The sequence below is a fragment of the Sphingobium sp. AP50 genome, from assembly GCF_900109095.1.
GTDB lineage: Bacteria > Pseudomonadota > Alphaproteobacteria > Sphingomonadales > Sphingomonadaceae > Sphingobium.
Genome location: NZ_FNYZ01000013.1, coordinates 119,116 through 145,220, shown reverse-complemented (window position 1 = coordinate 145,220; position 26,105 = coordinate 119,116). Strand labels below are relative to the sequence as shown.

The following is a 26,105-nucleotide window of genomic DNA, read 5'->3' as shown; positions in this document are numbered from 1 at the left end:
GCGGCTCGGGTCCGATATCGTCGGTTCACAGATTGCCGGACATGCGTGCGCATGCCCAAGCCGACACAGGCCCGGCCAAGCCGGATGGTCGCTCTGTCGATGCGCTGGAAGCGGCAATGGGCAGAAATGGCGTCGCGCTGCCCTCAGGGTCGCGGACAATCAAGCCTTTCCACAGCAGCAAGTCCCAAACCCCGCAAATGGTCTTTAGATTACCGGACGTTCAGCCGATAACGCCGGGCGTGTCAATTCAAAATCCCGACGCTCGCCGCAGGTTGACGGGCGGCGTCGACCAGTGGAGCGCTACGGCTTCAGACCTTTGCGTCTCCACGCTCCACATGCAGCGCCCGGTGCGCCTCCATGATCGCCTTGACCTCCTGCGACCGGCTGCGCGGCAGGATCAGAACCGCTTCCGCCGTGGAGATGATCACCGAATTGGAAATGCCCAGCGCGCCGACCGGCGGCCCGCCGTCAACGAAGATCAGATTGCCCGATCCATCCTCGATCGCCGCCGGCCCGGTGACGCTGTTGCCATGCTCGTCCTGCCCCCGGATGGCCCATAAAGCATCCCAGGAGCCGACGTCGGACCAGCCGATATCCACCGGCACCACCACCGCGCGCCGGGTCTTTTCCATCACCGCATAGTCGATCGACAAATTGGTTGCCCGGCCAAAGCTGGCGGCATCGGGCCGGGTCAGCCCGCCATCGCAGGCCGCCTCTGCCATCGCCTGCGCAATCGGTTCCGCCACATCGGGAGCCAGCGCCTCCAGTTCCGCCAGAAAGGCCGAGGCAGTGAACAGGAAGATGCCCGCATTCCAGCTATGCCGCCCGCCGTCCAGATAGGCCTGCGCCACCGGCAGCGATGGCTTTTCGACGAACTCGCTTATCTCGTAGATGTCCGCGTCGCCCGCCAGCTTCTCGCCCTTGGCGATATAGCCATAGCCGGTCGCGGGATGATCGGGCTGTACGCCGAACGTCACCAGCCGCCCCGCCTGCGCCACCGGCAGGGCATCGGCGATACGCTGATGGAAGGCAGCCAGATCGCCGATCACATGGTCGGACGGCATGACCAGCATCATCGCATCGGGATCGCGCGCCGCAATCCATTGCGCCGCCATGGCGCAGGCCGGCGCGGTGTTGCGCCCTTCCGGCTCCACCAATATCGCGGACGCCGCCAGCCCCGTCGCGCCCAGCAGATCGCCCAATATCCCTACATGACGCTCGCCCGTCACCAAAATAGGAGCTGCAAAACCGGGACGATCGGACACCCGCCTCAGCGTTTCTTCCATCATCGTTCGGTCAGACGTCAGCGGCAGAAATTGCTTGGGCCGATCGGCGGTGGACAAAGGCCACAGCCGGGTTCCGGAGCCGCCGACAAGAATTACGGGATAGATGAGCATGAACAGCCCTTAAAGCGAAGACGTAAATATTTCGCGGTGAATATTGCCGGATGCGGCGCGGGGATCAGCTGGCCAGCAGGCTCAGCCGACCATTGCTGGCGGAACGGAGCGGAAATTCCATTACCCCCTGCCCGATGCGATCAGGGCGGGTCAGCCGCTCGACCGCATTGGCCACCAGCAATTCCAATCCTTCATCGCTCAACAGACCACCACGGATCAGGCAACGGTCGATCAGCACCCGCTTGAACGCGGCATAAAGCCCCATGTCCGGTTGATGCGGCGCACTCCAGAAATCGTCCAGCCCCGTGCCATGGACCACGCCGGGAATCTTGTAGACCGCATGGCCCAGCACCATCACGGACTTGCCGCTGTTCAGCGCCAGCGTCCCGACCGTGCTGTTGACCGTCACGACGCCCAGCGACTTGTCCACCACTTCGGCAATGTCCCAGTCCGCCAGATAGATGACCCGGTCCGCCACGCCATAATGGCGGGCCAGTCGCCGCGTCAGCCCGTTCCAGCCGACCAGCCCCGGATCGAGCGGATGGCGCTTCACCACCAGCGACACGCCCTCGGGCGCGTGCCGGGCGAAGCTCTTGATCACGAAGCGCAATGCCGCCCGCATATTGCCGAAGGGCGAATGGATGCGGATCTGATAATCGGAATTGAGCTGCAACGGCAGCGTGAAATAGGGCTGGTCCTTGACCTTCTCCCATTCCTCGCGCGACCGCCGGTCATAGCTTTTGCGCCGCACCAGCTTCCAGCACCAGGCCACCGATTCCATCAGGAAACTGTGCGGCCGATGCGTGGTGTAGAAAGGGAAATAAGGCCGCATCAGCGCCGATGCCAATCCGTTGCGCATGGTGTTGCGCGCACGATTGCGGAAGGTGGAGGGCACGCGCGGCAGCGCCTCTTCGCCGCCGTCCGACAGATCCTGCGCCTGATCCCGATACCATTGGGCATCCAGCGGCAGGGTCGAATTGCCGTTCACCCCGTCATCCTGCAATGTCAGGAAGTCCGGCCGGATATAGCCTTCCTCCACCACATGCACGCGCACATCGCGCAACCGCGCCATGCCATGCGCCGATGCATGATAGGGTCGACAGTCACCATAGAGGACCAGATCGGTCACACCCTGATTGACGACGAAATCGTCGAAGAAGAGCGGCCAGTTGCGAAAGGTGCCGCGATAGTCGGTCGCCTCGCCCGGCCAGTCGATCTTGTCGCCGCCATTGATGTTGATGCGCAGCGCCTGATGGCCCCGGTCGCGCAGCGCCTGTGCCAGCATCGCGAAATAGGGGCCGTGCGGCCCTTGCAGAAACAGGAATGTCTTGGATGGCATTTCAGCCATGAAGGAACTCGGCGGACAAAGTCATAAATCGGCGCAACTTCCCCTGTAGCATCCGTAGCCGGATCAGAAACGTCACCGGCGGCATCGATCCGTTCGCCAACCGGTCCACCATGATTTCAGGACCACAGGGCAATCGCGTAACGGGATCGATATAGCGAGGATAGAGAATGAGTGCCGCCGCCACAAGCTGATCCACGGTGAGTTGACGGCCACGGCGACCAGTCGATTTCGCCAGGTCGCGGGTCAGCCCCCATCCTGCATAAAATGGCATGCCATGCACCGTTACGGAACGGCCCCGCATCAGCGCCTCGAACCCGGTCAGGGACGACAGGACATGCACTTCGTCCACCGTTTGCACCAGCTCCATCAGCGGCGCGCCGGTGTCGATCGCATCGGCATGGGCCAGCACCGCCGCGTCTGGCAGATGTCCCTTGCGATGCCCGGCCTGCACGTCGGGATGCGGGCGATAGACGATCCAGGCGTCCGGCTCGGCCCGGCGCACCCGCGCCAGAAAATCCAGATTGCCATCGACGCCGCCACCGCCCAGCCGCACCGACAGGTCATCATCCACCTGCCCCACGGCCAGCACCGTGCGCCGCCCCTTGGGCAGGCCGATCATCTCGCCCGCCTCCGGCCCATATTTGGTCATGCCCGCCGCGCAGATGCGGGTGCGCAACCGCCGCGCCCGGTCGACCAGCGCCGGCGGAAACTCATGATTGGCCAGCAGACTTTCCAGATCGCTCGGCCGCCGCGCATTATAATAGATGCCACTGCGATCGACGACGACCGAACCGGGCGGATGCAGCGCCGCGCCCAGACCTCGCGACCGCAGGAAACCATCCTCGACCCGCGCGACCGTCACCCCCTGCGCGGCGGCATCCTGCGGCAAGGTCGGCGGCACGCGCGATGGCCAGATCGCCAGCGCCCCGCCCTGCTGTCGCGCCCGCCGCATGCCCCGAACGGCCGACAGGAAGGGTGGCGCACTTCGCCCATCCCACAGAAAATGGCGAATCGCTTCGCGCTTCCAGAAGGCCATGCCGCTGGCCGCCACGATGCCGCGATTGCCTTCCATATGCCGTCGCCAGTCGGCCAGCTGCTCGACCGCCTGCGCCGCATCGACCGGCGCACCGGTAAAGCAATCGCGATAGCGGACAGCGCCGATCCGCGTCCGCAGCTCCGCACGCAGCCTCGCGGGATCGACCGGCTCGCCATCCGCGCCGAATACCGGCACGTCCAGCAGCCCGGCGATCAGCGCCAGTTCGTCGTCAGGCGCTGCATGAACCGCACGCGCCTGCGCCACCAGCGCCCAGGGATCGCAACCAGCCGGCAGCATCCGCCCCTGCACCGCGCTAGCGCCACCACCGGGTAGGATACCGATTTCCTGCGGCAGCAACCCTTCCAGCGCATGGCCCGAAACCGGCACGCCCGCGCGCAACAGCAATCGCACACCCGTCGGCCGATCGCCCCAAAAGTCGCCACCAACCCGCGCCTGCGCGATTCGCGCGATCAGCGCATCGTCGACCGGCTCTGCCGCGACATCACTATCCGAAACGCTGATCGCCGCCACCGACGGCGCGATACCGGCAAAAGGCGGCGATCGCAGGAAGGGCGCAGCCGTCATGGCTGACCGACGCATGCCGACAGCGCTGTCCGTCCGCATCGCGCGGCGTCGATCATGGTGCCGGATGCAGCCCCTGCACGGGCCATGGCCTTGTCCTCCATCGTCGCCTATCCATGTGAGTGTCTCACAGGAAAATCAAGAAACAGAGGCTGTTACTTCTTCGATCAGTTCACCGATAATATCGAAATAGTCCCGCCATGTCGGCGCGCGCCAGGCCGCGATCCGGCCCAGTTGCGCCACCCGCTCCGGTGAATCCGCGCAACTATAGGCCTCGATTGCGCGCATCCAGCCGATGCCGTCGAGCGGATCGAGATAATCGGGCGCATCGCCTCCCACCTCGCGATGGGCGATGATATCGCTGCATATCACCGGCACGCCCGCCGTCAGGGCCTCGACCACCGGCATGCCGAATCCTTCGATGAAGGACGGCATCAGCATCGCCCGCGCCTGCGCCACCAGCGCCTGCATCCGATTATCGGACACTTCGCCCGCCTCTATCACATGGCCACGCAGCGCCTCGCCGCGCTCCAGCATGTCGATGACATTCTCATTTTCCCAGCCGCGCCGCCCCACCAGCACAAGCACCGGCGCCGCATCGCCCAGCCGGTCGACCAGCCGCCGCCAGATGTTGAGCAGCAACAGATGATTCTTCCGCGGCTCGATCGTGGAAATATAGATGAAGTAGGGCCGCTCCGGCACATCATCATGCCGGTTGGAAAAGATATCGGCCGGGTCCGCGCCGAAATGGGCGACACGAATCGCCCGCCCGTCCAGCCCGCGCCGCATATGCGGCGCCAGCGCGTCGATCGTCGCCTGACTGTTGCCGATGATCCCGCTGGCATAGCGGTCGATCGTGCGCACCCGCTTCAGATGCTCGTCCGCCCCTTGCGGCCGGGCGAATTCGGGGTGGCTCAGCGGAATGACGTCATGTACCAGCGTCACCAGCTTCGCGCCCTCGGCCCGCAGGATCGCACCAACCTGCGCCTCATCATCCAGATGATGCGGCGACACCTGCAGATAGATGCGCGGCCCCGTCGCGCGCGGCACCGGGCGCGGCCGCGTGGCGAACATATGGCGGATCACCGCCGCCTTGCCCTCCCCCGCATCGGTCGACCGCGCATTGCGCCATTTCGCCGCCGTGAAGGCCAGAAATTGCCGCATCGCCGCGCTGCTCAACCGCCCATAATAGCCCCCGGCCGGATGCACCGCCGCAAAGGCCAGCCGGTCGGGAATCCGCTCCAGCAACTCGCGGGCATAAACATATTCGACCCGGTCGATCCCGGTCGGCGCGGGATGGAAGGCGCGCGACAACAGGCGCGACACATCCAATATGACCTCGCTCTCGCCGCGCGCGCCAACGAAGTGCGTGCTGGCGCGCTTGGACAGCAGGGCCAGCCGGGCGCCGGGCGCCTGGAAGGGACGCAAAGCCATGTCAGCGCCTGTCCAATAGACTGTTGGCCGACAGGCTGTTTTCGAAGGAAAGCGCCATCAGAATTGCGCGCGAATCTCGTCGGCCAGCGCCTGTAAATCATCCTTGTCCGCTTGTGCCCCCGCGCCATGGGCGGCGAATCCCTTGGGGTCCCCCTCCCAGCGCGGCAGGATATGGACATGCAGGTGGAAAATCGTCTGCCCGGCCGGCGCCCCGTTGAACTGGGCGATCTGGATGCCGTCGGGGTTCAGCGCCTTGCGAATGGCGGTGGCGACCTTCTTGGTGGTCGCCATCACCTGGCCCAGCGCTTCGTCTTCCATCTCCAGCAGGTTGCGCGCCTTGGACCATTTGGAAATGACCAGCGCATGCCCCCGCGTCTGCGGCATGATGTCGAGGAAGGCGAAGGTCGTGTCATCCTCATAGAGCTTCGTCGACGGGATTTTGCCCTGAAGGATCAGGGCAAAGATATTGGCGTCGTCATACGTGCCGTCGAGGCTCATGGATTGCCCTTAGCTGCTATAATGGGCGGTCGTCTTAGCAGCGACTTCCTCCGCCGTCACGCCCGGTGCCAGTTCCACCAGCTTGAATGGGCTGTCATGATCCGGACGCTGGAATACGCACAGGTCGGTGACGATCATGTCGACCACATTCTTGCCCGTCAGCGGCAGGGTGCATTCGGGAATGAACTTCGCCTCGCCATTTTTCGACGTATGCTCCATCACCACGATGATCTTCTTGACGCCCGCGACCAGATCCATCGCGCCGCCCATGCCCTTGATCATCTTGCCGGGGATCATCCAGTTGGCGATGTCGCCATTTTCCGCGACTTCCATCGCGCCCAGCACGGTCAGGTCGATATGCCCGCCACGGATCATCGCGAAACTGTCCGCGCTGGAGAAATAGGCGGTCTGCGGCAATTCGCTGATCGTCTGCTTGCCTGCATTGATCAGGTCCGCATCCTCCTCACCCTCATAGGGAAAAGGGCCGATGCCCAGCATGCCATTTTCGGACTGGAGCGTTACTTCCACGCCATCGGGAATATGGTTCGCCACCAGCGTCGGGATGCCGATGCCCAGATTCACATAGAAACCGTCCTGCAATTCCTTCGCCGCCCGCGCGGCCATCTCGTCACGAGTCCAGGGCATCCTTATTTCTCCGCTTTGGCGGGCAATTCCCACCTTTTGTCCATCGGAAACAGATCGTCATAGCCGCCGACCAGCCCGCTGCCATAAACGGGGTTGGGCAGCACGAACCAGCCATTGCCCCACAGCCCCGCAACCGGCGCCTGCATGGTCATGGCGCGGCGCGGGCCGGGGGCCGGTTTGTTCAGGTTGAACAGGTCGGAAAAATCGCCCAGCTGATCGCCGCCCATGGCGATGACGCAATATTTGGTGGCGATCGTCGCGCGGCGACCATCCTTGCGCGATCCCATGGCGTCGTCACCACTCAGATACAGCGTCTGGCCATGCACCGCCTCACCCAGCCCCGCCGCCCTGATCGCGCGCGCGGTCGCATCGGCATTGGCGGCGGACCGGTTGGTGTTGAAGATCACCGTCACGCCCAGCGCCCGCAGCGCCGCGACCCCATGGTCCGCACCCGGCACCGGCCCGACCGCGCCTTCGCCGGTCTTTTCCCACGCATCCCAATCGGCCGGATTATAGCCCTTGCCGGTCCTGGCATCATGATATTCGAAGCCGGTGTTCAGCATCACCGTCTCATCAACGTCGAACACCGCCGCGAACGGCTTGTCGCCACAAGGCACGTATGAAGGCGCGGCCAGACTGGCCCCCTCCGCCAACACCACGCTATTCACCGGGCGCGCCTTCACCGTCACCGCCGCATAGGTCAGCAACGCATTCCACGCCTGCACCGAAATCGCCGCGCCCTCACCCGACCCGTAGAGATATTGCATCCCCGCCGGCGGATTGGCAGGCGCGACCGGCGCAGCCGGCACCGTGGCGCAAGCCGCCAGCGGGGCGAGCAGCAACGCCGAAAAAGCGCGCTTCGTCATGACCATCAGGCCGCTTCCCGCGCCCGCGTCGTGCGAAACTCGATCTTCTTGTCATAGGGCGCGCCGATGATCATGCGCTTCACATAAATGCCCGGCAGGTGGATCGCATCGGGATCGAGCGTACCCGTCGGCACCACTTCCTCGACCTCGGCGATGCAGATCTTCGCCGCCGTCGCCATCGGCGCGTTGAAATTGCGCGCGGTCTTGCGGAAGATCAGGTTGCCGCTCTCATCGGCCTTCCACCCCTTGATGATCGCCACATCGGCAAAGATGCCCCGCTCCAATATATAATCCTGCCCGTCGAAGCTCTTCACTTCCTTGCCCTCGGCCACCTGCGTGCCAACGCCGGTCTTGGTGTAGAAGCCGGGAATCCCCGCCCCGCCCGCGCGGCATCGTTCGGCCAGAGTCCCCTGCGGACAAAATTCCACCTCCAGTTCGCCGGCCAGAAACTGCCGCTCAAACTCCTTATTCTCGCCGACATAGGAGGAGATCATCTTCTTCACCTGCCGCGTGCGCAGCAGCTTGCCCAGCCCCTCGCCATCGATCCCGGCATTGTTGCTGGCGATGGTCAGATCCTTGACGCCCGAATCGCGGATTGCGTCGATCAGCCGTTCGGGAATGCCGCACAGGCCAAAGCCCCCCGCGCACAGATGCATCCCGTCGAACAGTAATCCGTCCAGCGCAGACGCGGCATCGGGGTAGAGCTTCCTGGCCATCGGCATCCATCCTTCCTGAAATTTCGCGCCACCCTATGCAGGCCGACCAATCAATACCAATGATTTGTTTTTTCGGTTAAGCACAAACAATGTCTATCAATCGCATCGCCTTCTATCACTTGGAAACGCTGCTCTGGATCGCCCGGCTGGGCACGTTCGCGGCGGCGGCGGCGCGCCTCAACACGACCCAGCCCGCCATTTCCGCCCGTGTGCGCGAACTGGAAAATCATCTCGGCACAGCCCTCTTCCGGCGTGATGGACGGACGATGGCACTCACCCCCGCCGGGCGCGAACTGGTGCGCGAAAGCGAGCCGCTCTGGGCACGTTTTCAGGGCGTGTTGCTGGGGTGCAGCGACATTGCAGGCGCCACCGGCATCATCCGCATCGGCGCAGGGGAGATTGCGGCGGCCAGTTGCCTGCCCGGCTTCGTCGCGCAATTGGGCCGCGACCTGCCGCAGGTCAGTCTGGAAGTGGACATCGCCCTGACCGCAGACCTGATCCAGCAACTCGCCTCCGGCCACGCCGACATCGCCTTCGCCGCCGGCCGCATCGCCCATCCGATGCTGCGCACCGCCCCGATCGGCAGCGTCGACCTGCTCTGGCTCGCCAGCCCCACCACCGTCGCGACGATGGGCGCCACTCGCCCGCCAATCTGGTCGCTCACCAACCTGTCCCCGCTCTACCGCATCATGAAGGACGCGATCGCCGCATCGGACCTGGCCGATTGTCCGCTCAACCTGTGCAACAATGTCCGCACCATGATCGACATCGTGCAGGAAGGCGGCGGCATCGGCATCTTCCCCCGTCCCATGGCGCGCCAGCAACTGGCGGACGGCACACTCCTCCCGGTCCCCGGCGCCCCCGCCATGCCCTCCATCGATTTCCACGCCGCCATCCGCGCCGCCGAAGCCGACCCGCTGGTCCTGGCGATTTTCGACCGGGCGAGCCGTCTGGAGTTGCGGGGTGAGAGGGGAGAGTGAGGCACTACAAAATATAAGCCCCTCCCTTTCAAGGGAGGGGTTGGGGTGGGTGCGAGCGAAGCGAGCTTCCGACCTTTCGACGGAAGAGCGCCGCTGCGCGGCGTACCCACCCCCGCCCCCTCCCTAAATGGGAGGGGAGAAAAAGGCCGCTCCCGACCGGTGATGAGCACCCCACCTGTCCTACTCGCCCCGGCTCTGATCTACTCGGGCGATGGCCCCCGATCAGCACCTCTCACCCTCATCCGACCCCGGTGCGAAACGAACGCGCGACAGGCGCGTAACGCCCGCCCACCCGGCGCGTGGCCATGCCCCAACAGGCGCGCAACAACCGCGTCACAGACGCGCGACCTCCCACCCCACCGGCGCGTCAGTGAGGCGAAGCAGGCGCGTCGCGAGCGCTTCGCAGGCGCGTTTGGCCAAAAAAGCCCGACGACACTGTGAACTTCGTAGGAGAATCCCGCCGCCGCCCCTTCACCCTAACGGCAACGGCACCCCGGCTTCAGATCAGTCCGGCCAGCGGACTCGAGGGATCAGCATACATGCGCTTGCCCATGCGCCCCGCGCGATAGGCCATGCGCCCCGCCTCGACACCCGCCTTCATCGCGGCGGCCATCAGCACCGGGTCTTTCGCCTCGGCAATCGCGGTGTTCATCAATACGCCGGTACAGCCCAGTTCCATCGCCACAGTCGCTTCGGACGCGGTACCCACACCCGCATCGACCAGCACCGGCAGCTTCGTGCCCTCCACGATCAGGCGGATCGTCACCTTGTTCTGGATGCCCAGGCCCGACCCGATCGGCGCGCCCAGCGGCATGATCGCCACCGCGCCCGCATCCTCCAGCCGCTTGGCCGCGATCGGATCATCGACGCAATAGACCATCGGCTTGAAGCCTTCCTTGGCGAGGACTTCTGTAGCCCGCAACGTCTCGACCATATCCGGATACAGCGTCCGCGCCTCGCCCAGCACTTCCAGCTTCACCAGATCCCATCCGCCCGCTTCCCGCGCCAGTCGCAGGGTGCGGATCGCATCCTCGCCTGTGAAGCAACCGGCCGTATTGGGCAGATAGGTGATCTTCTTGGGATCGATAAAGTCAGTCAGCATCGGCGCCTTGGGGTCGCTCACATTGACCCGGCGCACCGCCACGGTCACGATTTCCGCGCCCGAAGCGGCAACCGCCGCCGCATTCTGCTCGAAACTCTTATATTTGCCGGTGCCCACGATCAGGCGCGACCGGAAAATCTTGCCCGCCACGCTCCAGCTATCGTCATCCACAGACGACACGTCGCCACCGCCCACAAAATGCACGATCTCCAGATCGTCGCCATCCTCGACCTTCACATGAGCAAGTGTCGATCGCGGCACGACCTCCAGATTGCGCTCCACCGCCACCTTCTCCGGCACGAAACCCAGTTCGCTCGCCAGTTCGGCCAGCGTCAGGCCGTCGCGGATGCGGCGATGCTCGCCATTGATGTGGATGGAGATGGTGCCGTCTATGCTCACTGCGCTGTCCCGGACAAGAAGGAGTCTCGACTAGGCGAGACGGGAAGGGCTAAGGATCTTGGCGCATATAGAGGCGGCCTTGCCCGCCAAGCAACATCAGAAGGGTTCGCCATGGCCGACACACGCAAAATCTATGTTCTCAACGGCCCGAACCTCAACATGCTGGGCACCCGCGAGCCGGAAATCTATGGCTATGACACGCTGGACGACATTGCCGAACGCATGGAGGATGTCGCCGGCCGCGCCCATGTGGAGATCGTCTTCCGCCAGTCCAACCATGAAGGCTATCTGGTCGACTGGTTGCAGGAAGCGCATGTGGAGGGTGCCCATGCCGTCATCATCAATCCCGGCGCCTACACCCACACGTCGATCGCCCTGCATGACGCGATCAAGAGCATCACCGTGCCGGTGATCGAAATCCACCTGTCCAACCCGCACAAGCGCGAGGCTTTCCGCCATAAAAGCTATGTCGGCATGGCGGCCAAGGGCACGATCGCGGGCTTTGGCCCCATGTCCTACATGCTGGCGCTGGAGGCCGCGCTGGAACTGTAGCGCATCGCATTTGGGCGCACGAAAGTTGCGCTTTGCCGTAAATGCGCATAGGCGCGGGCACCAGAAACGATATTCACCGGCCAGGGACTTCACATGACCGACAAACAAGAAAAGGGCGCAATGCAGGTGGACGTACAGCTGGTGCGCGATCTCGCTGCGCTGCTGGACGACACCAACCTCACCGAAATCGAGGTTGAGGACGGCGACCGGAAGATCCGCGTCGCGCGCAAGGCTGCGTCCGCCGCCGCGCCCGTCTACGCCGCCGCGCCTGCTGCCGCACCCGTCGCTGCTGCCCCCGTGGCCGCCGCAGCGCCTGTTGCGCCGACCGCCGATTCCGCCCTGCCTTCGGGCACGGTGGTCAAATCGCCGATCGTGGGCACCGCCTATCTGTCGGCCGAACCCGGCTCCGCCCCCTTCGCCCGCGTCGGGTCGCAGGTTGCCGCCGGCGAAACCATCCTGATCGTCGAAGCCATGAAGGTCATGAACGCGATCACCGCCCCCGTCGCCGGCACGGTCAAGGCCGTGCTGGTCGATAACGGTCAGCCGGTCGAGTATGACCAGCCGCTGATCGTCATCGAATAAGGCCCGGACCGCTTATGGCCATCGAGAAACTGCTGATCGCCAATCGCGGCGAGATCGCACTTCGCATCCATCGTGCCTGCCATGAAATGGGCATCAAGACCGTCGCGGTGCACTCCACCGCCGATGCCGACGCCATGCATGTGCGCCTCGCTGACGAAGCGATCTGCATCGGGCCGCCCGCAGCCAAGGACAGCTATCTGAACATCGCCGCGATCATCTCGGCGGCGGAAATCAGCGGCGCGGATGCGATCCATCCCGGTTACGGCTTCCTGTCGGAAAATGCCAAGTTCGCCGAAATCGTGGAAGCGCACGGGCTGGCCTTCGTCGGCCCCAAGCCCGAACATATCCGCACCATGGGCGACAAGATCGAAGCCAAGCGCACCGCTGGCGCGCTCGGCCTGCCGCTCGTCCCCGGTTCGGACGGCGCGGTCAGCGATGTCGAGGAAGCCAAGATCATCGCGCAAGCCGCCGGCTATCCGGTGATCATCAAGGCCGCTTCGGGCGGCGGCGGTCGTGGTATGAAGGTCTGCACCTCGCCCGACCAGCTCGAAACGCTGATGCAGCAGGCGGGTTCGGAAGCGAAGGCCGCGTTCGGCGACGCGACCGTCTATATCGAGAAGTATCTCGGCAATCCGCGCCATATCGAAATCCAGGTGTTCGGCGACGGTAATGGCAACGCCATCCACCTTGGCGAACGCGACTGCTCGCTCCAGCGCCGCCACCAGAAGGTGCTGGAAGAAGCCCCCTCGCCCGTCCTGTCGCAGGCCGAGCGGGAACGGATCGGTGGTGTCTGCGCCAAGGCGATGGCCGACATGGGCTATCGCGGTGCTGGCACGATCGAGTTCCTGTGGGAAAATGGCGAATTCTACTTCATCGAGATGAACACCCGGCTTCAGGTGGAACATCCCGTGACGGAGATGATCACCGGCCTCGATCTCGTCCGCGAACAGATTCGCGTTGCCGAAGGCAAGCCGCTGTCGGTGTCTCAGGAAGATATCCGCTTCACCGGCCACGCGATCGAATGCCGTATCAACGCCGAAGATCCCAAGACCTTTGCGCCCTCGCCCGGCACTGTCACCAGCTATCACGTCCCCGGCGGCATGCACGTCCGCGTCGATAGCGGCCTGTATCAGGGCTATAAGGTGCCGCCTTATTATGACTCCATGATCGGCAAGCTGATCGTCTATGGCCGCACCCGCGAAGGTGCGATCATGCGCCTGAAGCGCGCGCTGGAGGAATATGTGATCGAAGGGATGAAGACCACCATCCCGCTGCATCAGGCGTTGTTGCGCGATCCCGAATTCCTCAATGGCGACTACACCATCAAGTGGCTTGAGGAATGGCTTGCGAAGCAGGACGGCCAGTGAAAGCCACCATCTGGCATAATCCCAAATGCGGGACTTCGCGCAAGACGCTGGCGATCCTTGAGGAGACGCCCGGCGTCGATGTGGAGGTGGTCGAATATCTGAAGACCCCCTTCACCCGCGACAAGCTGGTCCAGTTGTTGGCCGACGCCGGAATGACCCCGGCGCAAGCGATCCGCAAGATGGGCACCGATGCCGAGGAACGCGGCCTGCCGGACATGCCGGCGGACGCGATCCTGGACGAAATGGCGGCCAACCCGGCCTATGTAAACCGCCCCTTCGTCGAGACCGAAAAGGGCGTCCGCTTCTGCCGCCCGCAGGACAAGGTTCTTGAAATCCTGTGATTATCCAGCCTCTTGTCACGGCAACGTAACAAGAGGCTGATTTGAGCCCTTGCTTTGACGGCGGGAAGCCGTAGCTTCCTCTTCATGGCAAAGGAACCGGCATTGGCGACCATCGCCGTCTACAGCCTCAAGGGCGGCGTGGGCAAAACCACCTTCGCGATCAATCTGGCCTGGGCGTCGGCCTCCATATCGAAACGCCGCACCCTGCTCTGGGATCTCGATCCGCAGGGCGCGTCGAGCTGGCTGATCCAGACCGACCAGACCAGCCGCGACGCCGCGCAGGCGATCTTCAGCAAGGATGTCGACATCCGCAAGCTGATCCAGCCATCGACCGTGCCGAGGCTGGACCTGATCGCCGCCGACACTTCGCTGCGCGGGCTCGACCATCTGTTCCGCGAAATGGACAAGAAGAAGCGGCTCGCCAAGCTGATCGACAGCCTGGGCAAGGATTATGACCGGATCATCCTCGATTGCCCGCCCGGCCTCACCGAAACCAGCGAGCAAGTGCTGCGCGCCGCCGACCTGATCGTCATCCCGGTCATCCCCTCCCCCCTGTCGCAACGCGCCATGGGGGAGGTCGCCCGCTATCTCGTCCAGCGCGGCGGCAGCCATGCGCCGATCATGCCGGTCTATTCGATGGTCGATCGCCGCCGCAGCCTGCACCGCACGGCATTGGAGAGCCAGTCCGGCTGGCATGCCATTCCCATGGCCAGCACGATCGAACAGATGACCGTGCGCCGCAAACCGCTGGGCGCCTTCGCTCCGGCATCGCCTCCAGCCCAGGCCTTCGCCACACTCTGGACCCTGGTCGAGCGCCAGCTTCAGTCCGGATAAGACTACCGCCCGATGGCCCGCTGCGGCGTCGCCGGAAACAGCCGCGCCGCATCCCGCGCCTGCATAGGCCGGCCGAAATAATAGCCCTGCACCTTCTTGCAGCCGAGCCGCCGCACCATCTGCAACTCGGCCTCCGTCTCCACACCCTCGGCTGTGGTCGCCATGCCCAGGCTATCTGCCAGCGTAACCACCGCGCGTATGATCGCCAGACTCTCGGCGGTATTCTTCGACGCGCCGACCACGAAGCTGCGGTCGATCTTGATCGTGTTGAAGCGCGTGCGGCTGAGATAGCCAAGCGAACTATAGCCGGTGCCGAAATCGTCCAGCGACAACTGGATACCCAGCCCCAGCAATTGATCCAGCACCTTCAACGCACCGGCATCCTCGTTCATGAAGACGCTCTCGGTCACTTCCAGCTCCAGCCGGCGGGCATCCAGCCCGCTTTGCGCCAGCGCCGAAATAACCGCCGTGACGAAGCTGGAATGGGTCAGCTGTTCCGGCGAGACATTGACGGCGATGCGCACATCTTCCGGCCAATTCGCGGCCTCCAGACAGGCCGTCCGCAACACCCATTCGCCGATCGGCGCAATCAGCCGCGCTTCCTCCGCCACCGGCACGAACTTGGCCGGAGAGATCGGGCCCAGTTCAGGATGGGTCCAGCGTGCCAGCGCTTCGAAGCCGACGACCGCCCCCTGCGTGGCGTCGACCACGGGCTGATACAGGACATGAAGCTGGTCTTTCTCCAGTGCCACGCGCAACGCCTGCTCCAGTTGCCGACGCTCCTCGGCCTGCGCATGAAGCTGCGGCTCATAGGCGCAATGCAACCCGCCGCCCTCACCCTTCGCACGATAGAGCGCCAGATCGGCACTGCGCGTCAGCGCTTCGGCCTCCCCCCCGTCCAACGGCGACATAGCAGAGCCTACCGACGCCCCGACATAGAGCATATGTTCGTCGACCTGATAAGGGGCCGACAGCGCCCCGATGATCGCCGAGGCCAGCCGCGGGATCGTGGCGCTGTCGCGAATATGCGGGAGCACGACGGCAAATTCGTCCCCGCCGATCCGCCCGCAAACCTCATTCTCGCCGCACACCTGCAACAGGCGCCGGGCCACCTGGCTTAACAGCTTGTCGCCCGTCTGATGCCCCAGCGTATCGTTGATCGCCTTGAACCGGTCGAGATCGACCATCAGGAACCCACAACCGGGCGATCGTCCCCGCGCCGCCTCCAGCGCCTTGTCGAGTGCTTCGCGCAGATGGCTGCGATTGGGCAGCCCCGTCAGCGGATCGAATCGCGCCAGCTGGGCGATCTTGTCGGCCGATTCGCGCTGCGCCGTGACATCGGACCCCACGCCGCGGAAACCCATGAAGACGCCATTTTCATCATAACGGGGCGACGCGGACAATTCCCACCAGCGCCAGCGCCCCTGCACCTCGACGGGCAGGACCAGATTGCTGAAACTCTCACGATGTTTGAAATGATCGGCCAGACTGTGCAGCCCGGCGGCGAAGCGCCCGCTGTCCCAGCCGCTGCCGGCCAATATCTGCACCAGCGGCGCGCCTTCCAGTTTGTCCGGCGCCATGCCCAGCATTTCGGCAAAGCGCGTCGACACGCCATTGATCCGGCGCATGGCATCGATCTGCCAAAGCCAGTCGGAGCCACCTGCCTCATATTCGCGCAGCAGCAGGCTGACCACTTCGCTCTTTTCCGCAAGCTGGGCGGTGGTGCCATGCTGGCGCGCGAAGGTGCGGGCGTAGATGAAACAGCCGACCAGCAGCGACAGGGCATAGCTGGTCGCCAGCGCCCGCAGCGGGAGCTGACCGCCATCATGGAACATGCCGAACAATCCGACAATGCAGGGCAGTAGGAAAGCCGCGGCCGCCAGCGGGGTCGCCGCATAGCTGATCGCGCCGCACACCATGACGCAACTGACCAGCGTCCACAGCGCCACCAGTTGCTCGGTATGCCCGGATTGCGACAACAATGCTATGCAGGCAGCCCAGACCAGCCCTTGCAACAGCGCGCCCAGAGCATGACGGCGCAAGTCGACGGCGGTCAGGCCGATATTGTCCGCCCGGCGGCGCTGACGATCCAGCAGCGCGCCGATGACGATGGCGCCAACCAGAGCGGCAGTCCAACCAAGCAGCACCATCGGCGGGCAGCAGCGGGAGAAAAACTGCCACAGGAACAGCAGGCCGCACAGGCTCATGCCATAGCGCAGCACCGCCACGCTGTCGGCGGAGTGGAGTTGCGCCTTCAGCACGCGGCTGCCGACCGGGCCGGAAACGGGCGACAGGCCCATCATGGCCCGCAACGACGTGCGCGCCTGACGATCCTGATCGGCGACCTGTTTCCCTTTGCTAATCACGCGACTGCGGTAACAGCCACGGGTTATCAATCAGTAACTTGAAGGCGGCGAAACGCTTTTTCGTTTCGCCAGCCCGTCAGGCGGCGATGTCGTAGGGACGAATTTCGCCGGTCAGATAGAGATTGCGCGCCTTCGACCGGCTCAATTTGCCCGAAGAGGTGCGCGGCAGGGTGCGCGGCGGCACCAGTTCCACGACGCAGTTCATGCCGGTGATGGCGCGAACCCGCTCGCGAATCTGGTCGCGCAGGCGCGAGCGCTCTTCATTGTCGGAGGTGCGGCAATGCACCAGCACGGCGGGGGCCTCCTCGCCACCGGGCGTCGTGATCGCGAAGGCGGCGATGTCGCCCTGCTTGAAGCCGGGAAGCTGCTCCACCGCCCATTCGATATCCTGCGGCCAGTGATTCTTGCCGTTGATGATGATCATGTCCTTGGCGCGGCCGACAATGTAGAGATAGCCGTCGGACAGATAGCCCATGTCGCCGGTGTCCAGCCAACCGTCAGCCATGCAGGCGTCGGTCGCTTCCTGATCGCGGAAATAGCCGACCATCAGCGACGGGCCGGTGGTCCACACCTTGCCGATCTGACGCTCGTTCATCAGGCCGCCATCCTCGTCGCGGATTTCAACGATCATGTCCTTGGCGGGCTTGCCGCAATTGACGATCGAGCGGAAACGCTGCGGACGGCCTTCGGGCGCTGCGCCGCCGGACAGGTCGGTTTCCTCGACCAGTTCGACGATGATGCCCTCGCCCGGCGGCATGATGGTAACGGCCAGAGTCGCTTCGGCCAGACCATAAGAGGGCAGGAACGCCTTGGGGCTGAAACCCGCGTCGGCAAAGGCGTCGACGAAGCTCTGCATCACGTCGGGGCGGATCATGTCCGCGCCATTGCCCGCGAGGCGCCAGCGCGACAGGTCGAACCGGTCCGCCGCCTTGGTCTGGCTCGACATGCGGCGCGCGCAAATGTCGTAACCGAAGGTCGGCGAATAGCTGATCGAGGTGCCCTCATTCCGGCTGATCAGGTCCAGCCAGGCCAGCGGACGGCGGGCGAAATCCTCGGTCTTCATATAGTCGGCCGACACCTGATTGGCGACGGGCGACAGGAAGCAGCCGACCAGACCCATATCATGATACCAGGGCAGCCAGCTGATGCAGCGATCGCTTTCCACCACTTCCATGCCATGGCTGTGCGCCGACAGGTTGCTGAGCAGCGCATGATGCGTCACCGCGACGCCATGAGGGAAGCGGGTCGAACCGCTGCTATATTGCAGATAGGCGATTTCGTGCGGCTGGGCCTGCGGCAGGTCCACGGGGACTGCCTCACGCGCCAGAAAATCCTCGAACGCGATGCTTTCGACCGCCTTCTGCCGGCCCGATTCGCCCGCCATCTCTTCCAGTTCCTTGGGGAAGAGGAACAGCATCGGGTCGCAGCTGGAAAGCTGGACATTGAGCTGATCGATATAGCTTTCCTTGCCGCCAAAGCTGGTCGGCAGCGGCAGCGGCACCGGCCAGGCGCCGGCATAGACGATGCCGAAGAACAAGGTCGCAAAGTCCGGGCCGGTTTCGGCGACCAGCGCCACGCGATCCTGCGGCTTGACGCCATGGGCGATCAGGCGGTGGGCGCAGGCGACGGCATCGTCGCGCAACTCGCTGAACGGATAGGGCCGCGCCAGATTGCCGCGCGCGTCATGGAAATTAAGGCCCCTTCTGCCCTGCGCCGCATAGTCCAGCGCTTCGCCCAGCGTCTCGAAATCCGAGAAGCGGCGTGGCAGATTATCGGTCGTCGGCGTTGGTGCCATCATCTCTTGCGAACCCGTCATATTGGTTGACCCAATGTCTTCAAAATCGTGAAACCGCGGCCGCTAGCAGCTTTAAGCGCCAGTTGCACCGCCTATTCCATTCCAGTTTCGCTTATTAGCCGACAAGGCGCGGTAAAATTCCGGCCCGACTGTGGCATAAAGATGGCGCGTCCGCCATTAAGAGGCAATATGACCGGCAAACGCCTCCCCCCGCCGCTGGATGAAGCCATATTGCGCGACATGGCGCTGCGTCACGTCGCCCGCTTCGCCACCAGCCGGGGCAAGCTGCTGGCCTATCTGACGCGCAAGATCCGCGAACGCGGCTGGGGCGGCGAACAGCCCGCTGATCCGGAAGGACTGGCCGAACGCTTCGTGGACCTCGGCTATATCGACGATGCCGGCTATGCCGTGATGAAGAGCGCGGCGCTGGCCCGGCGCGGCTATGGCGCACGGCGGATCGACGAGACGCTGCGGGCGGCAGGCATAGCGGAAAGCGACCGGGAACAGGCCGATGCGCAAACCGCGTCCGAAGCCTGGACGGCGGCCGAGCGCTTCGCCCGGCGCAAACGGATCGGCCCCTATGCGACCGCCCCGCTCGACCCCAAGCAGCGCGAAAAAGCGATCGCCGCCTTCCTGCGGGCGGGCCATGGCTATGCGATCGCGCGGCGATGGGTGGATGCCGCGCCGGGAGAGGAATTGACGGAAGAATAGGGGCGGCACCATGCGGCAAAGGGTCACATCAGGGTCATAGTTGCGAAGTTCACACCGTCGCTGGCCGAATTTTTCGGGCCAGATGCGGCCTCCATGCGTCGGCCAGGCGCCATCGAAGCGACAGTCGGGTCACAAAAGCATCCTGTCGGATCAGAATGACGCGCCGCCTTCGCATCAGCGACGCGCCTGTTGGGTCCCTATTTTCGGGGCGCTGGTTTCGGAGAGTTGGCGAAGGGATCGGCCAGACTTTGCGCATAGAGCGCCAGCGCCCGCCCCCATGCCCGGTCAAATGGCGTGCCGTCCAGCCGACGGCGCAGGCGATGCGCACTGGCCGCCGACATGCCGACAGCGCGCGCCGCATGGGTGACATTGCCGGTGGCAAGCAGGCTGGCGAGAAAAAGCCGTTGCCGCTCCGGCGTCCAGCGGTTTCGGTCAGCCGGGAGGGTCGCGCCGGGCGCGGGCGGATTGGGGGAGAAGGACTGTTCCATCCATCAGGATAGATCAAAGGAAATCCTATTAGGAAAGGGCGTTGTGGGGAGACGATAGCCGCATCATTCCCGCAACGTCATCCCGCCTACGCGGGAATGACGACAAAGGGTGATTTACGGAATGGCAGCTTCTGGTGCCGGAATGGCGATTAGCTGCCGCTATCTAGGTGCGGGTAATACGCTCTGTAATCCGGATGCTTGGCAAAAAGGGCCGCGAAGGTCTCACCGTCTTTGAAGAATAGGGTCAACTGCACACCGAGGTTCGAGGCAGACCAGTCTTCGATAGCAATTGAAGCCACTGCTGGCATGTTATGCTGAACGAGAATGGCAGCCAGTGATTGGCCCCGGTCTCCTACATATTCTTCCTCAATCATATTCGCGTGAGCATCGCGGTTGTAGTGCTCAGAAGGCGAGAATGGTCCGGAAGCCACGCCCATAGGCGGGTCCAAATGCTCTAGAACGGCGGTTCCAATGAGCATCTCACCTTCATATATCCTAATCTGCATAGGGTATGGTCTCATGCTGCCTGAACGTCCGCAACTCAGAAGTGGGATAGAGGCCGGGAACGGCAAAAACTGGTCGAGGCTGTGTAAAAACGCGAACGCGCGGCCCAACGGCGCATGATTGATTCAGGGATTGCCCGCGCCGGATTCTTTTCGTGCGGCAAGGCAACCGCCCGGATTCAGATAGTGCTCATTTCGTTTGCGACGAGATGTTTTTACACAGCCTCGGTCGCAACCCGTCATGCCAGCGAATGCTGGCATCTCAGGCGATAGCGCAAAACAGTTGAGCGTGGCGCTTGTTCAAGCCTTTCGCGCTATCGCCGGAGACCCCAGCTTCCGCTGGGGTGACGGAAGGAGGAAAGGCAACGCACGGGGAACGATCACGGCCCTTCCCCAACCCTGCCTCGCCATCGCCCGCGAATCGCATTAGGCATCGCTTCATGATCCGCTTCCCCGCCCTCCTCGCGCTCGGCCTCCTCGCCGCCTGCTCAAGCCCGCCTTCCGCCGCCGAGAATGGCGCACCGGCGCAGGCCGAGGCCTTGACTCTACCGGCCGTCATCCGCGCCGCCAACGGCACCCACCGCTTCGACGTGGAGGTTGCCCGGACCCCGCTGGAACAGGAAAAGGGCCTGATGTTCCGCAAGGAACTGGGCGCGGATGGCGGGATGCTGTTTCCGATGGAGCCGCCGCGTACCGCCAGTTTCTGGATGAAGGACACGCTGATCCCGCTCGACATGCTCTTCATCCACACCGACGGGACGATCGCCTTTCTGAAGGCCAGCGCCGAACCCTATTCGCGTGTCCCCGTGTCGGCCGGGGTGCCGGTGACCGCCGTGCTGGAACTGCGCGGCGGGCGCGCTGCGGAACTGGGCATCGCGGAAGGCGACCGCGTCCAGTGGGGTGGTTGCGCCGTGCCGGGTGGCAAGGAAGCGACCGACCTCAATTTCTGTCCCGACAAGGCGAACTGACGCCATATCCTCCTTGCCCGCGCCCGTCACAGCGGCTAAGCGCTGGCGCATGGGAATCCTGGCTAACGTCTTCACCTGGTGGAATGGCGCCACCTTCGGCACCTGGCTCTTCACGGCCCGCAAGGGCAAGAAAGTGGGCGAGGACCATCAAGGCAATGTCTATTATGAGGGCGGCACCGACCCCAATGGACTGACGCGCCGCTGGGTGATGTATAATGGCTCTAACGATGCCAGCCGCGTGCCGGCCGAATGGCATGGCTGGCTGCATCACTCGATCGAGGGTGCGCCCGAAAGCTTCCTGCCGCCGCCGCGCATCTGGGAAAAGGAATCGAGCGTCAACCTGACCGGCACGACCAACGCCTATCGTCCGTCGGGTGCGCTCGAAAAGGGCGGCCAGCGCCAGAAGGCGACCGGCGACTATGAAGCCTGGAGCCCCGACGCGGCATGACCCGGCGTCCGGCGGGGGTTTTCCCGCCGATCCTGCATAAGGCGATTCCCGCCCTGTCCTGCGCGCTGGCGCTGGCGGGGTGCGGAAAGAGCGAGGCACCGGCCGCGAATCAGTCCGGCCCGGTGAAGGTCGAGGGCAGCCCGATCCAGACCGCAGGCAAGGACGCCCTGCCCGGCACGCCGATGGCGCAGCGGACCGCCGTGATCGGCCTGCTCAACAAGCGCAACGGCCTGACCCGCGACCTGACGATGAAGCCGGGCGAAGCGCTGCGCGTGGGCGATGCGATCGTCCGTCTTCAGGCCTGCGAAACCACCGCCCCCTGGGAAAATGTGCAGGATACCGGCGCCTTCGTGCAGCTGGACGTGCGCTCCAGCGCGGACGGCAAGTGGCGGCGCGCTTTCTCCGGCTGGATCTTCCGCGAACGGCCCGACCGCAATGTCGTGCAGCACCCGGTCTATGACGTGTGGGTCAGAAGCTGTGCGATGGAATGGCCCGAAACCGGCCCGGACACGGTCAAGATCGGCGGCAAGGGCGATGCGGCGGCCCCGGCCAGCGGCGCGAATGCCAGCTCCGCCGCCGCGCCGGAGCCGGACAGCACGGCCCCCGCGCCCAGCGCCACGCCGCCCACGGCCCCGCCCAGCAACTGAAGATAGTCGCGCTGGCTGATCTCCACCGCGCCCATGCTGCGCAGATGATCCGTCATGAACTGGCAATCGAGCAGGGTGAAGCCGCCAAAGCGCATCCGCGCCACCAGCCAGGCCAGCGCCACCTTTGACGCATCGGTCCGGCGCGACACCATCGATTCGCCGAAAAAGGCCCGGCCCAGCGCCACGCCATAGAGGCCGCCGACCAGTTCCTCCCCGTCCCACACCTCGACCGAATGGGCGAAGCCGGTTTCGTGGAGATGGCGATAGGCCTGCTCGATCGCATGGTTGATCCAGGTCGACGGGCGATCGTCCGCCGATTCGGCGCACATGGCCAGGATGCTGGCGAAGGCGCGGTTGGCGGTGACGCGGAAGCGATCGCGGCGGATCACCTTGGACAGCGAATGCGACAGGTGAAAACCATCGAGCGGCAGGATCGCCCGGCGTTTCGGCTCGACCCAATAGACCTCTTCCGCATCGCGATCGTCGGCCATGGGGAAGACCCCGATGGAATAGGCCTGAAGCAGGACGAGCGGATCGATCATCATTCGATGCTCAGGAGTAGAGCATGGCAGGGGAAAACGGGAACCGGTTTTTGCAAAAAATCGCACGGCGCGGGTCGGGGCAAGGTCAGGCCGCCGCCCTTTCTTGCGCCGGCCATAACCTGGGGTATCGCACAGCAGGTTATCGGCGGGAGAAAAGCCTGTCGACAGATTGACTTGACCGGGCGCCGCCCTAGCCTCCCGGCCCATGAAGACTCTCCCTCTGGCGCTGCTGCCGCTCCTCCTCGCCGTCCCGTCCGCTCATGCCGCCGACGCTGATCCTTATACCGCCCGGATCGCGAAGGTCCTCAAGGCCACGCCGCTGATCGACGGGCATAATGACTGGCCCGAAGCGCTGACCGACAAGATGAAGGACGCGCGCTGGACCATGGACCTGCGCCATCTGAACCCCGCCCAGTTCCACACCGATATCGAACGGCTGCGCGCCGGGCAGGTCGGCGGGCAATTCTGGTCGGTCTGGGTGTCGGCCGACCTGCCCGAACTGCAACAGGTGCAGGATACGCTGGAACAGATCGACCTCGCCCACAGTTTCGCGCGCCGCTATCCCAATGACTTCGCTTTCGTCACCACCGCCGCGCAGGCCCGCGCGGCGCACAAGGCCGGGCGGATCGCGTCGATGATCGGGGTCGAGGGCGGCGGCCAGATCGACGGCAGCCTGGCCGTGCTGCGCGCCTATAAAGACCTTGGCGCCTCCTATCTGACGCTGACGCACAGCCGCACCATCGCCTGGGCGGACAGTGCGACCGACAATCCCCAGCATGACGGGCTGACCCCGTTCGGCGGAAGCGTCGTGACGGAGCTGAACCGGCTGGGCATGCTGGTCGACCTCAGCCATGTCAGCGAAGGCACGATGCTGGACGCGCTGCGGGTGAGCAAGGCGCCGGTCATTTTCTCCCACTCCAGCGCGCGGGCGATCTGCAACACGCCGCGCAACGTGTCGGACGCGGTGCTCAAGCAGGTCGCGGCCAATGGCGGCGTGGTGATGGTCAACTACGCGCCGCAATATGTGTCCGAAGCACGCCGTATCTGGAGCGCCAACCGCAGCGCGGAAATGGCCCGCTACAACGCTCCGCCCTTTGGCGGCCTCTATATCGGCGATCCGGAAGGCGCGAAGAAGGCACTCGCCGAGTGGGAGAAAGCCAATCCCGAACCTGTCGTGACCCTGAGTGAGGTAGCCGACCATATCGACCATATCGCCAAGGTGGCGGGCGTCGACCATGTCGGGCTGGGCAGCGATTTCGACGGTGTCGGCTCTCTGCCGCAGGGCCTGTCGGGCGTGCAGACCTATCCGGCGCTGCTGGCCGAATTGATGCGCCGCGGCTGGAGCGACAAGGATATCGCCAAGCTGGCGGGCGAAAATGTGCTGCGCGTGATGGCGACGGCCGAAAAAGTCGCCGCCCAGATGCAGGCCACGCCCGCCGGCTGATCATCCATCGGCAAAGCCGAAGGGCGCGCGGGTCCGGCGATAATCGTCGGGTAACATGTCGCGCCCGATCGGCGGGGCGGACCGGGCCATGCACTGGGCGCGGTGGCACAGGCGGCAGGTGACGCCGATCGGCGTCGGCTCCACGGGCGGCGCATCCTGCGTGTAGATCAGCCGATGGGCATGTTCGGCGGCACAGCATAGCGCAATGGCGCGCTCCACCCGTGGCGCGCCCCATCCCCCGCCGCCCGCCGTCACCGTGCGCGCGATCGAAAAATAGCGCTGACCATCGGGCAGCTCCAGCCATTGCGTCACCACTTCACGCGGCGTTTCGAACACCCGATGCACCGACCAGAGCGGACACGACCCGCCATGGCGCGCAAAGGGGAAGCCCGCACCGTCCAGCCGCTTGCTGACATTGCCCGCCGGATCGACCCGCAGGAAGAAGAAAGGCACCCGCTCCTGCCCCGGCTTTTGCAGCGTGGTCAGCCGATGCGCAGTCTGTTCGAAACTGGCACCGAACTGGCGGGCCAGCGCCTCGACATCATAGCGTTTCGCCTCCACCGCCTTGGCAAAGGCGGTATAAGGCATCAGGATCGCCGCCGCACCATAGCTGGCCAGCGCCCGCCGGGCGAGACGTCGGCCGCTTTCCCCGCTGAACTGCCCGTCCTTCAGCAATGCGTCGAAGGGTTTGCGCATTTCCAGATAGGCAATCTGGAGCGCCAGCTGAAATTGCGAACTGGCGCTGTCCAGCGTATCATCCAGCAGCACCGCATCGCGATGCCGGTCCAGCCGCCGCATCGATCCCGCCATCACATCGGTCGGCAGCCGCCGCACGCGCAGATTATGCCGGGCCTTCAGCCAGCCGGACAGGCTGCCCTCCGCCTCCGCTTCGATGGCCAGCTTCTCCGCCGCATCGTCGAGCAACGGGAAACTGTTGCGCCGCGCGGCCAGGAAACGGCGGGATTCGGCGACGGGATCGGCGACATCCTCTTGCCGCTCCGGCCCCGCACCCCGGTCCGCCAGCGCCAGATGTTCCTCGCGATAGCTGGTGTAGAGGCGCAGCAGCGCTTCGGTGATGCCGGGATAATTGACCGCGACATCGCCGGTCGCGAGTTGCGGCAGATCGATATCGGCAAACATCGGGTCTTTCAGCACCGCCTGCAACCGCGCCGTCTGTTCCGCGCCGCCATCCCCCGCCACTTCGGCCATATCGAGTTTATAGGTGCGCGCCAGCCGCAGCAGCATGTCGGCGGTCAAGGGCCGCTGGTTGCGCTCCAGCAGGGCGACATAGGAGGCGCTGATTTCCAGATCGGCGGCCATGTCGGCCTGGGTCAGGCCCAGTTCACGCCGCAGCCGCCGCAAGCGCGGCCCCATATAGACGGGACGATCCTTGGCCATGACTCATGCTCCTGTGCAGGCTTTACAACTTTACAGCAGAATTTTGTAAAGATCGACAACTGAACTTCAGGAGGACTGCCGCACTGCAAAAGAGGCGATTAGGTCGGGGGCAACAG

Annotated in this window: 25 protein-coding genes and 1 pseudogene; 11 read left to right on the top strand and 15 right to left on the bottom strand. The window is 64.4% G+C overall.

Annotated features, from left to right (window positions below):
• Positions 1-308 precede the first annotated feature (308 nt).
• The 8 genes from BMY84_RS19405 to BMY84_RS19370 all read right to left on the bottom strand — a co-directional run bounded on the left by BMY84_RS19405 (position 309) and on the right by BMY84_RS19370 (position 8,522).
• Positions 309-1,397 carry a mannose-1-phosphate guanylyltransferase/mannose-6-phosphate isomerase gene (locus BMY84_RS19405; protein ID WP_093085835.1) on the bottom strand — a complete coding sequence of 363 codons (1,089 nt, stop codon included), beginning with the start codon at positions 1,395-1,397 and terminating at the stop codon, positions 309-311.
• Positions 1,398-1,461: 64 nt separating this feature from the next.
• A complete protein-coding gene (locus tag BMY84_RS19400) occupies positions 1,462-2,745 on the bottom strand; it encodes a capsule biosynthesis protein (protein ID WP_093085834.1) in 1,284 nt (427 codons plus the stop codon).
• Positions 2,738-4,366: a capsular polysaccharide export protein, LipB/KpsS family gene (locus BMY84_RS19395; RefSeq protein WP_093085875.1), complete on the bottom strand. Its 1,629-nt coding sequence runs from the start codon at positions 4,364-4,366 to the stop codon at positions 2,738-2,740. The genes BMY84_RS19400 and BMY84_RS19395 overlap by 8 nt, the downstream gene beginning before the upstream one ends.
• A 135-nt stretch (positions 4,367-4,501) precedes the next feature.
• Positions 4,502-5,797 (bottom strand): glycosyltransferase family 4 protein, encoded by a 1,296-nt coding sequence (locus BMY84_RS19390; protein ID WP_093085832.1) that lies wholly within the window; start codon positions 5,795-5,797, stop codon positions 4,502-4,504.
• Positions 5,798-5,854: 57 nt separating this feature from the next.
• Positions 5,855-6,295, bottom strand: coding sequence for an HIT family protein (locus BMY84_RS19385; RefSeq protein ID WP_093085830.1), 441 nt, complete (start codon positions 6,293-6,295; stop codon positions 5,855-5,857).
• 9 nt (positions 6,296-6,304) lie between these two features.
• Positions 6,305-6,940: a CoA transferase subunit B gene (locus BMY84_RS19380; protein WP_093085829.1), complete on the bottom strand. Its 636-nt coding sequence runs from the start codon at positions 6,938-6,940 to the stop codon at positions 6,305-6,307.
• A gap of 2 nt (positions 6,941-6,942) precedes the next feature.
• Positions 6,943-7,812, bottom strand: coding sequence for an HAD family acid phosphatase (locus tag BMY84_RS19375; RefSeq protein ID WP_093085827.1), 870 nt, complete (start codon positions 7,810-7,812; stop codon positions 6,943-6,945).
• Entirely contained in the window at positions 7,812-8,522 is a 711-nt protein-coding gene (locus BMY84_RS19370; RefSeq protein ID WP_093019288.1) for a CoA transferase subunit A, read from the bottom strand. Before BMY84_RS19370 ends, BMY84_RS19375 begins: the two co-directional genes overlap by 1 nt.
• Positions 8,523-8,611: 89 nt before the next feature.
• Between BMY84_RS19370 and BMY84_RS19365 the strand changes: the two genes are divergently transcribed.
• Positions 8,612-9,502 carry a LysR family transcriptional regulator gene (locus tag BMY84_RS19365; protein WP_093085826.1) on the top strand — a complete coding sequence of 297 codons (891 nt, stop codon included), beginning with the start codon at positions 8,612-8,614 and terminating at the stop codon, positions 9,500-9,502.
• 499 nt (positions 9,503-10,001) lie between these two features.
• Here the strand turns inward: BMY84_RS19365 and thiS are convergent, their stop codons facing one another.
• Positions 10,002-11,003: a sulfur carrier protein ThiS gene (thiS, locus tag BMY84_RS19360; RefSeq protein ID WP_093085824.1), complete on the bottom strand. Its 1,002-nt coding sequence runs from the start codon at positions 11,001-11,003 to the stop codon at positions 10,002-10,004.
• 111 nt (positions 11,004-11,114) lie between these two features.
• Here thiS and aroQ point away from each other — a divergent pair, with 111 nt between their 5' ends.
• The 5 genes from aroQ (at position 11,115) to BMY84_RS19335 (ending at position 14,679) form a co-directional block, all read left to right on the top strand.
• Positions 11,115-11,555 carry a type II 3-dehydroquinate dehydratase gene (aroQ, locus tag BMY84_RS19355; protein ID WP_093019222.1) on the top strand — a complete coding sequence of 147 codons (441 nt, stop codon included), beginning with the start codon at positions 11,115-11,117 and terminating at the stop codon, positions 11,553-11,555.
• 93 nt (positions 11,556-11,648) lie between these two features.
• A complete protein-coding gene (accB, locus tag BMY84_RS19350; protein ID WP_093085823.1) occupies positions 11,649-12,137 on the top strand; it encodes an acetyl-CoA carboxylase biotin carboxyl carrier protein in 489 nt (162 codons plus the stop codon).
• Between the two features lie 14 nt (positions 12,138-12,151).
• Positions 12,152-13,504 carry an acetyl-CoA carboxylase biotin carboxylase subunit gene (gene accC, locus BMY84_RS19345; RefSeq protein WP_093085822.1) on the top strand — a complete coding sequence of 451 codons (1,353 nt, stop codon included), beginning with the start codon at positions 12,152-12,154 and terminating at the stop codon, positions 13,502-13,504.
• On the top strand, positions 13,501-13,845 hold the full coding sequence (locus BMY84_RS19340) for an arsenate reductase family protein (protein WP_093085820.1): 345 nt from the start codon (positions 13,501-13,503) through the stop codon (positions 13,843-13,845). Before accC ends, BMY84_RS19340 begins: the two co-directional genes overlap by 4 nt.
• A gap of 84 nt (positions 13,846-13,929) precedes the next feature.
• Positions 13,930-14,679 carry a ParA family protein gene (locus tag BMY84_RS19335; RefSeq protein ID WP_093085873.1) on the top strand — a complete coding sequence of 250 codons (750 nt, stop codon included), beginning with the start codon at positions 13,930-13,932 and terminating at the stop codon, positions 14,677-14,679.
• A 2-nt stretch (positions 14,680-14,681) separates the two neighbouring features.
• Here the strand turns inward: BMY84_RS19335 and BMY84_RS19330 are convergent, their stop codons facing one another.
• Together BMY84_RS19330 and BMY84_RS19325 are read right to left on the bottom strand one after the other, a co-directional pair.
• A complete protein-coding gene (locus BMY84_RS19330; protein ID WP_093085819.1) occupies positions 14,682-16,982 on the bottom strand; it encodes a putative bifunctional diguanylate cyclase/phosphodiesterase in 2,301 nt (766 codons plus the stop codon).
• Positions 16,983-17,121: 139 nt separating this feature from the next.
• Positions 17,122-18,843 carry a fatty acyl-AMP ligase gene (locus BMY84_RS19325; RefSeq protein WP_093085818.1) on the bottom strand — a complete coding sequence of 574 codons (1,722 nt, stop codon included), beginning with the start codon at positions 18,841-18,843 and terminating at the stop codon, positions 17,122-17,124.
• Positions 18,844-19,029: 186 nt separating this feature from the next.
• Here BMY84_RS19325 and BMY84_RS19320 point away from each other — a divergent pair, with 186 nt between their 5' ends.
• Positions 19,030-19,551, top strand: coding sequence for a regulatory protein RecX (locus tag BMY84_RS19320; RefSeq protein WP_093085816.1), 522 nt, complete (start codon positions 19,030-19,032; stop codon positions 19,549-19,551).
• Positions 19,552-19,748: 197 nt separating this feature from the next.
• Here BMY84_RS19320 and BMY84_RS19315 read toward each other — a convergent pair whose 3' ends face one another.
• Both BMY84_RS19315 and BMY84_RS19310 read right to left on the bottom strand, forming a co-directional pair.
• Complete coding sequence (locus BMY84_RS19315) at positions 19,749-20,039, bottom strand: LysR family transcriptional regulator (RefSeq protein ID WP_093085815.1); 291 nt, start codon at positions 20,037-20,039, stop codon at positions 19,749-19,751.
• A gap of 149 nt (positions 20,040-20,188) precedes the next feature.
• Positions 20,189-20,476, bottom strand: coding sequence for a hypothetical protein (locus BMY84_RS19310; RefSeq protein ID WP_143075094.1), 288 nt, complete (start codon positions 20,474-20,476; stop codon positions 20,189-20,191).
• A gap of 506 nt (positions 20,477-20,982) precedes the next feature.
• Here BMY84_RS19310 and BMY84_RS19305 point away from each other — a divergent pair.
• From BMY84_RS19305 to BMY84_RS30850, 3 genes and pseudogenes are all read left to right on the top strand, one after another.
• Positions 20,983-21,510, top strand: a complete 528-nt coding sequence (locus BMY84_RS19305; protein WP_093085812.1) for a DUF192 domain-containing protein — start codon at positions 20,983-20,985, stop codon at positions 21,508-21,510.
• 49 nt (positions 21,511-21,559) lie between these two features.
• A complete protein-coding gene (locus BMY84_RS19300; protein WP_093085810.1) occupies positions 21,560-21,958 on the top strand; it encodes an NADH:ubiquinone oxidoreductase subunit NDUFA12 in 399 nt (132 codons plus the stop codon).
• A pseudogene (locus BMY84_RS30850) lies at positions 21,955-22,377 on the top strand (DUF2155 domain-containing protein); the annotation flags it as partial. The gene BMY84_RS19300 and the pseudogene BMY84_RS30850, both read left to right, overlap by 4 nt.
• A gap of 35 nt (positions 22,378-22,412) precedes the next feature.
• Here the strand turns inward: BMY84_RS30850 and aat are convergent.
• Complete coding sequence (gene aat, locus BMY84_RS19290) at positions 22,413-23,150, bottom strand: leucyl/phenylalanyl-tRNA--protein transferase (protein WP_093085809.1); 738 nt, start codon at positions 23,148-23,150, stop codon at positions 22,413-22,415.
• 202 nt (positions 23,151-23,352) lie between these two features.
• On the opposite strand from aat, the gene BMY84_RS19285 reads away from it, so the two are divergent.
• Positions 23,353-24,591: a dipeptidase gene (locus BMY84_RS19285; RefSeq protein ID WP_093085807.1), complete on the top strand. Its 1,239-nt coding sequence runs from the start codon at positions 23,353-23,355 to the stop codon at positions 24,589-24,591.
• On the opposite strand, the gene BMY84_RS19280 is transcribed toward BMY84_RS19285, so the two are convergent.
• Entirely contained in the window at positions 24,592-25,989 is a 1,398-nt protein-coding gene (locus BMY84_RS19280) for a helix-turn-helix domain-containing protein (RefSeq protein WP_093085806.1), read from the bottom strand.
• Positions 25,990-26,105: the final 116 nt, after the last annotated feature.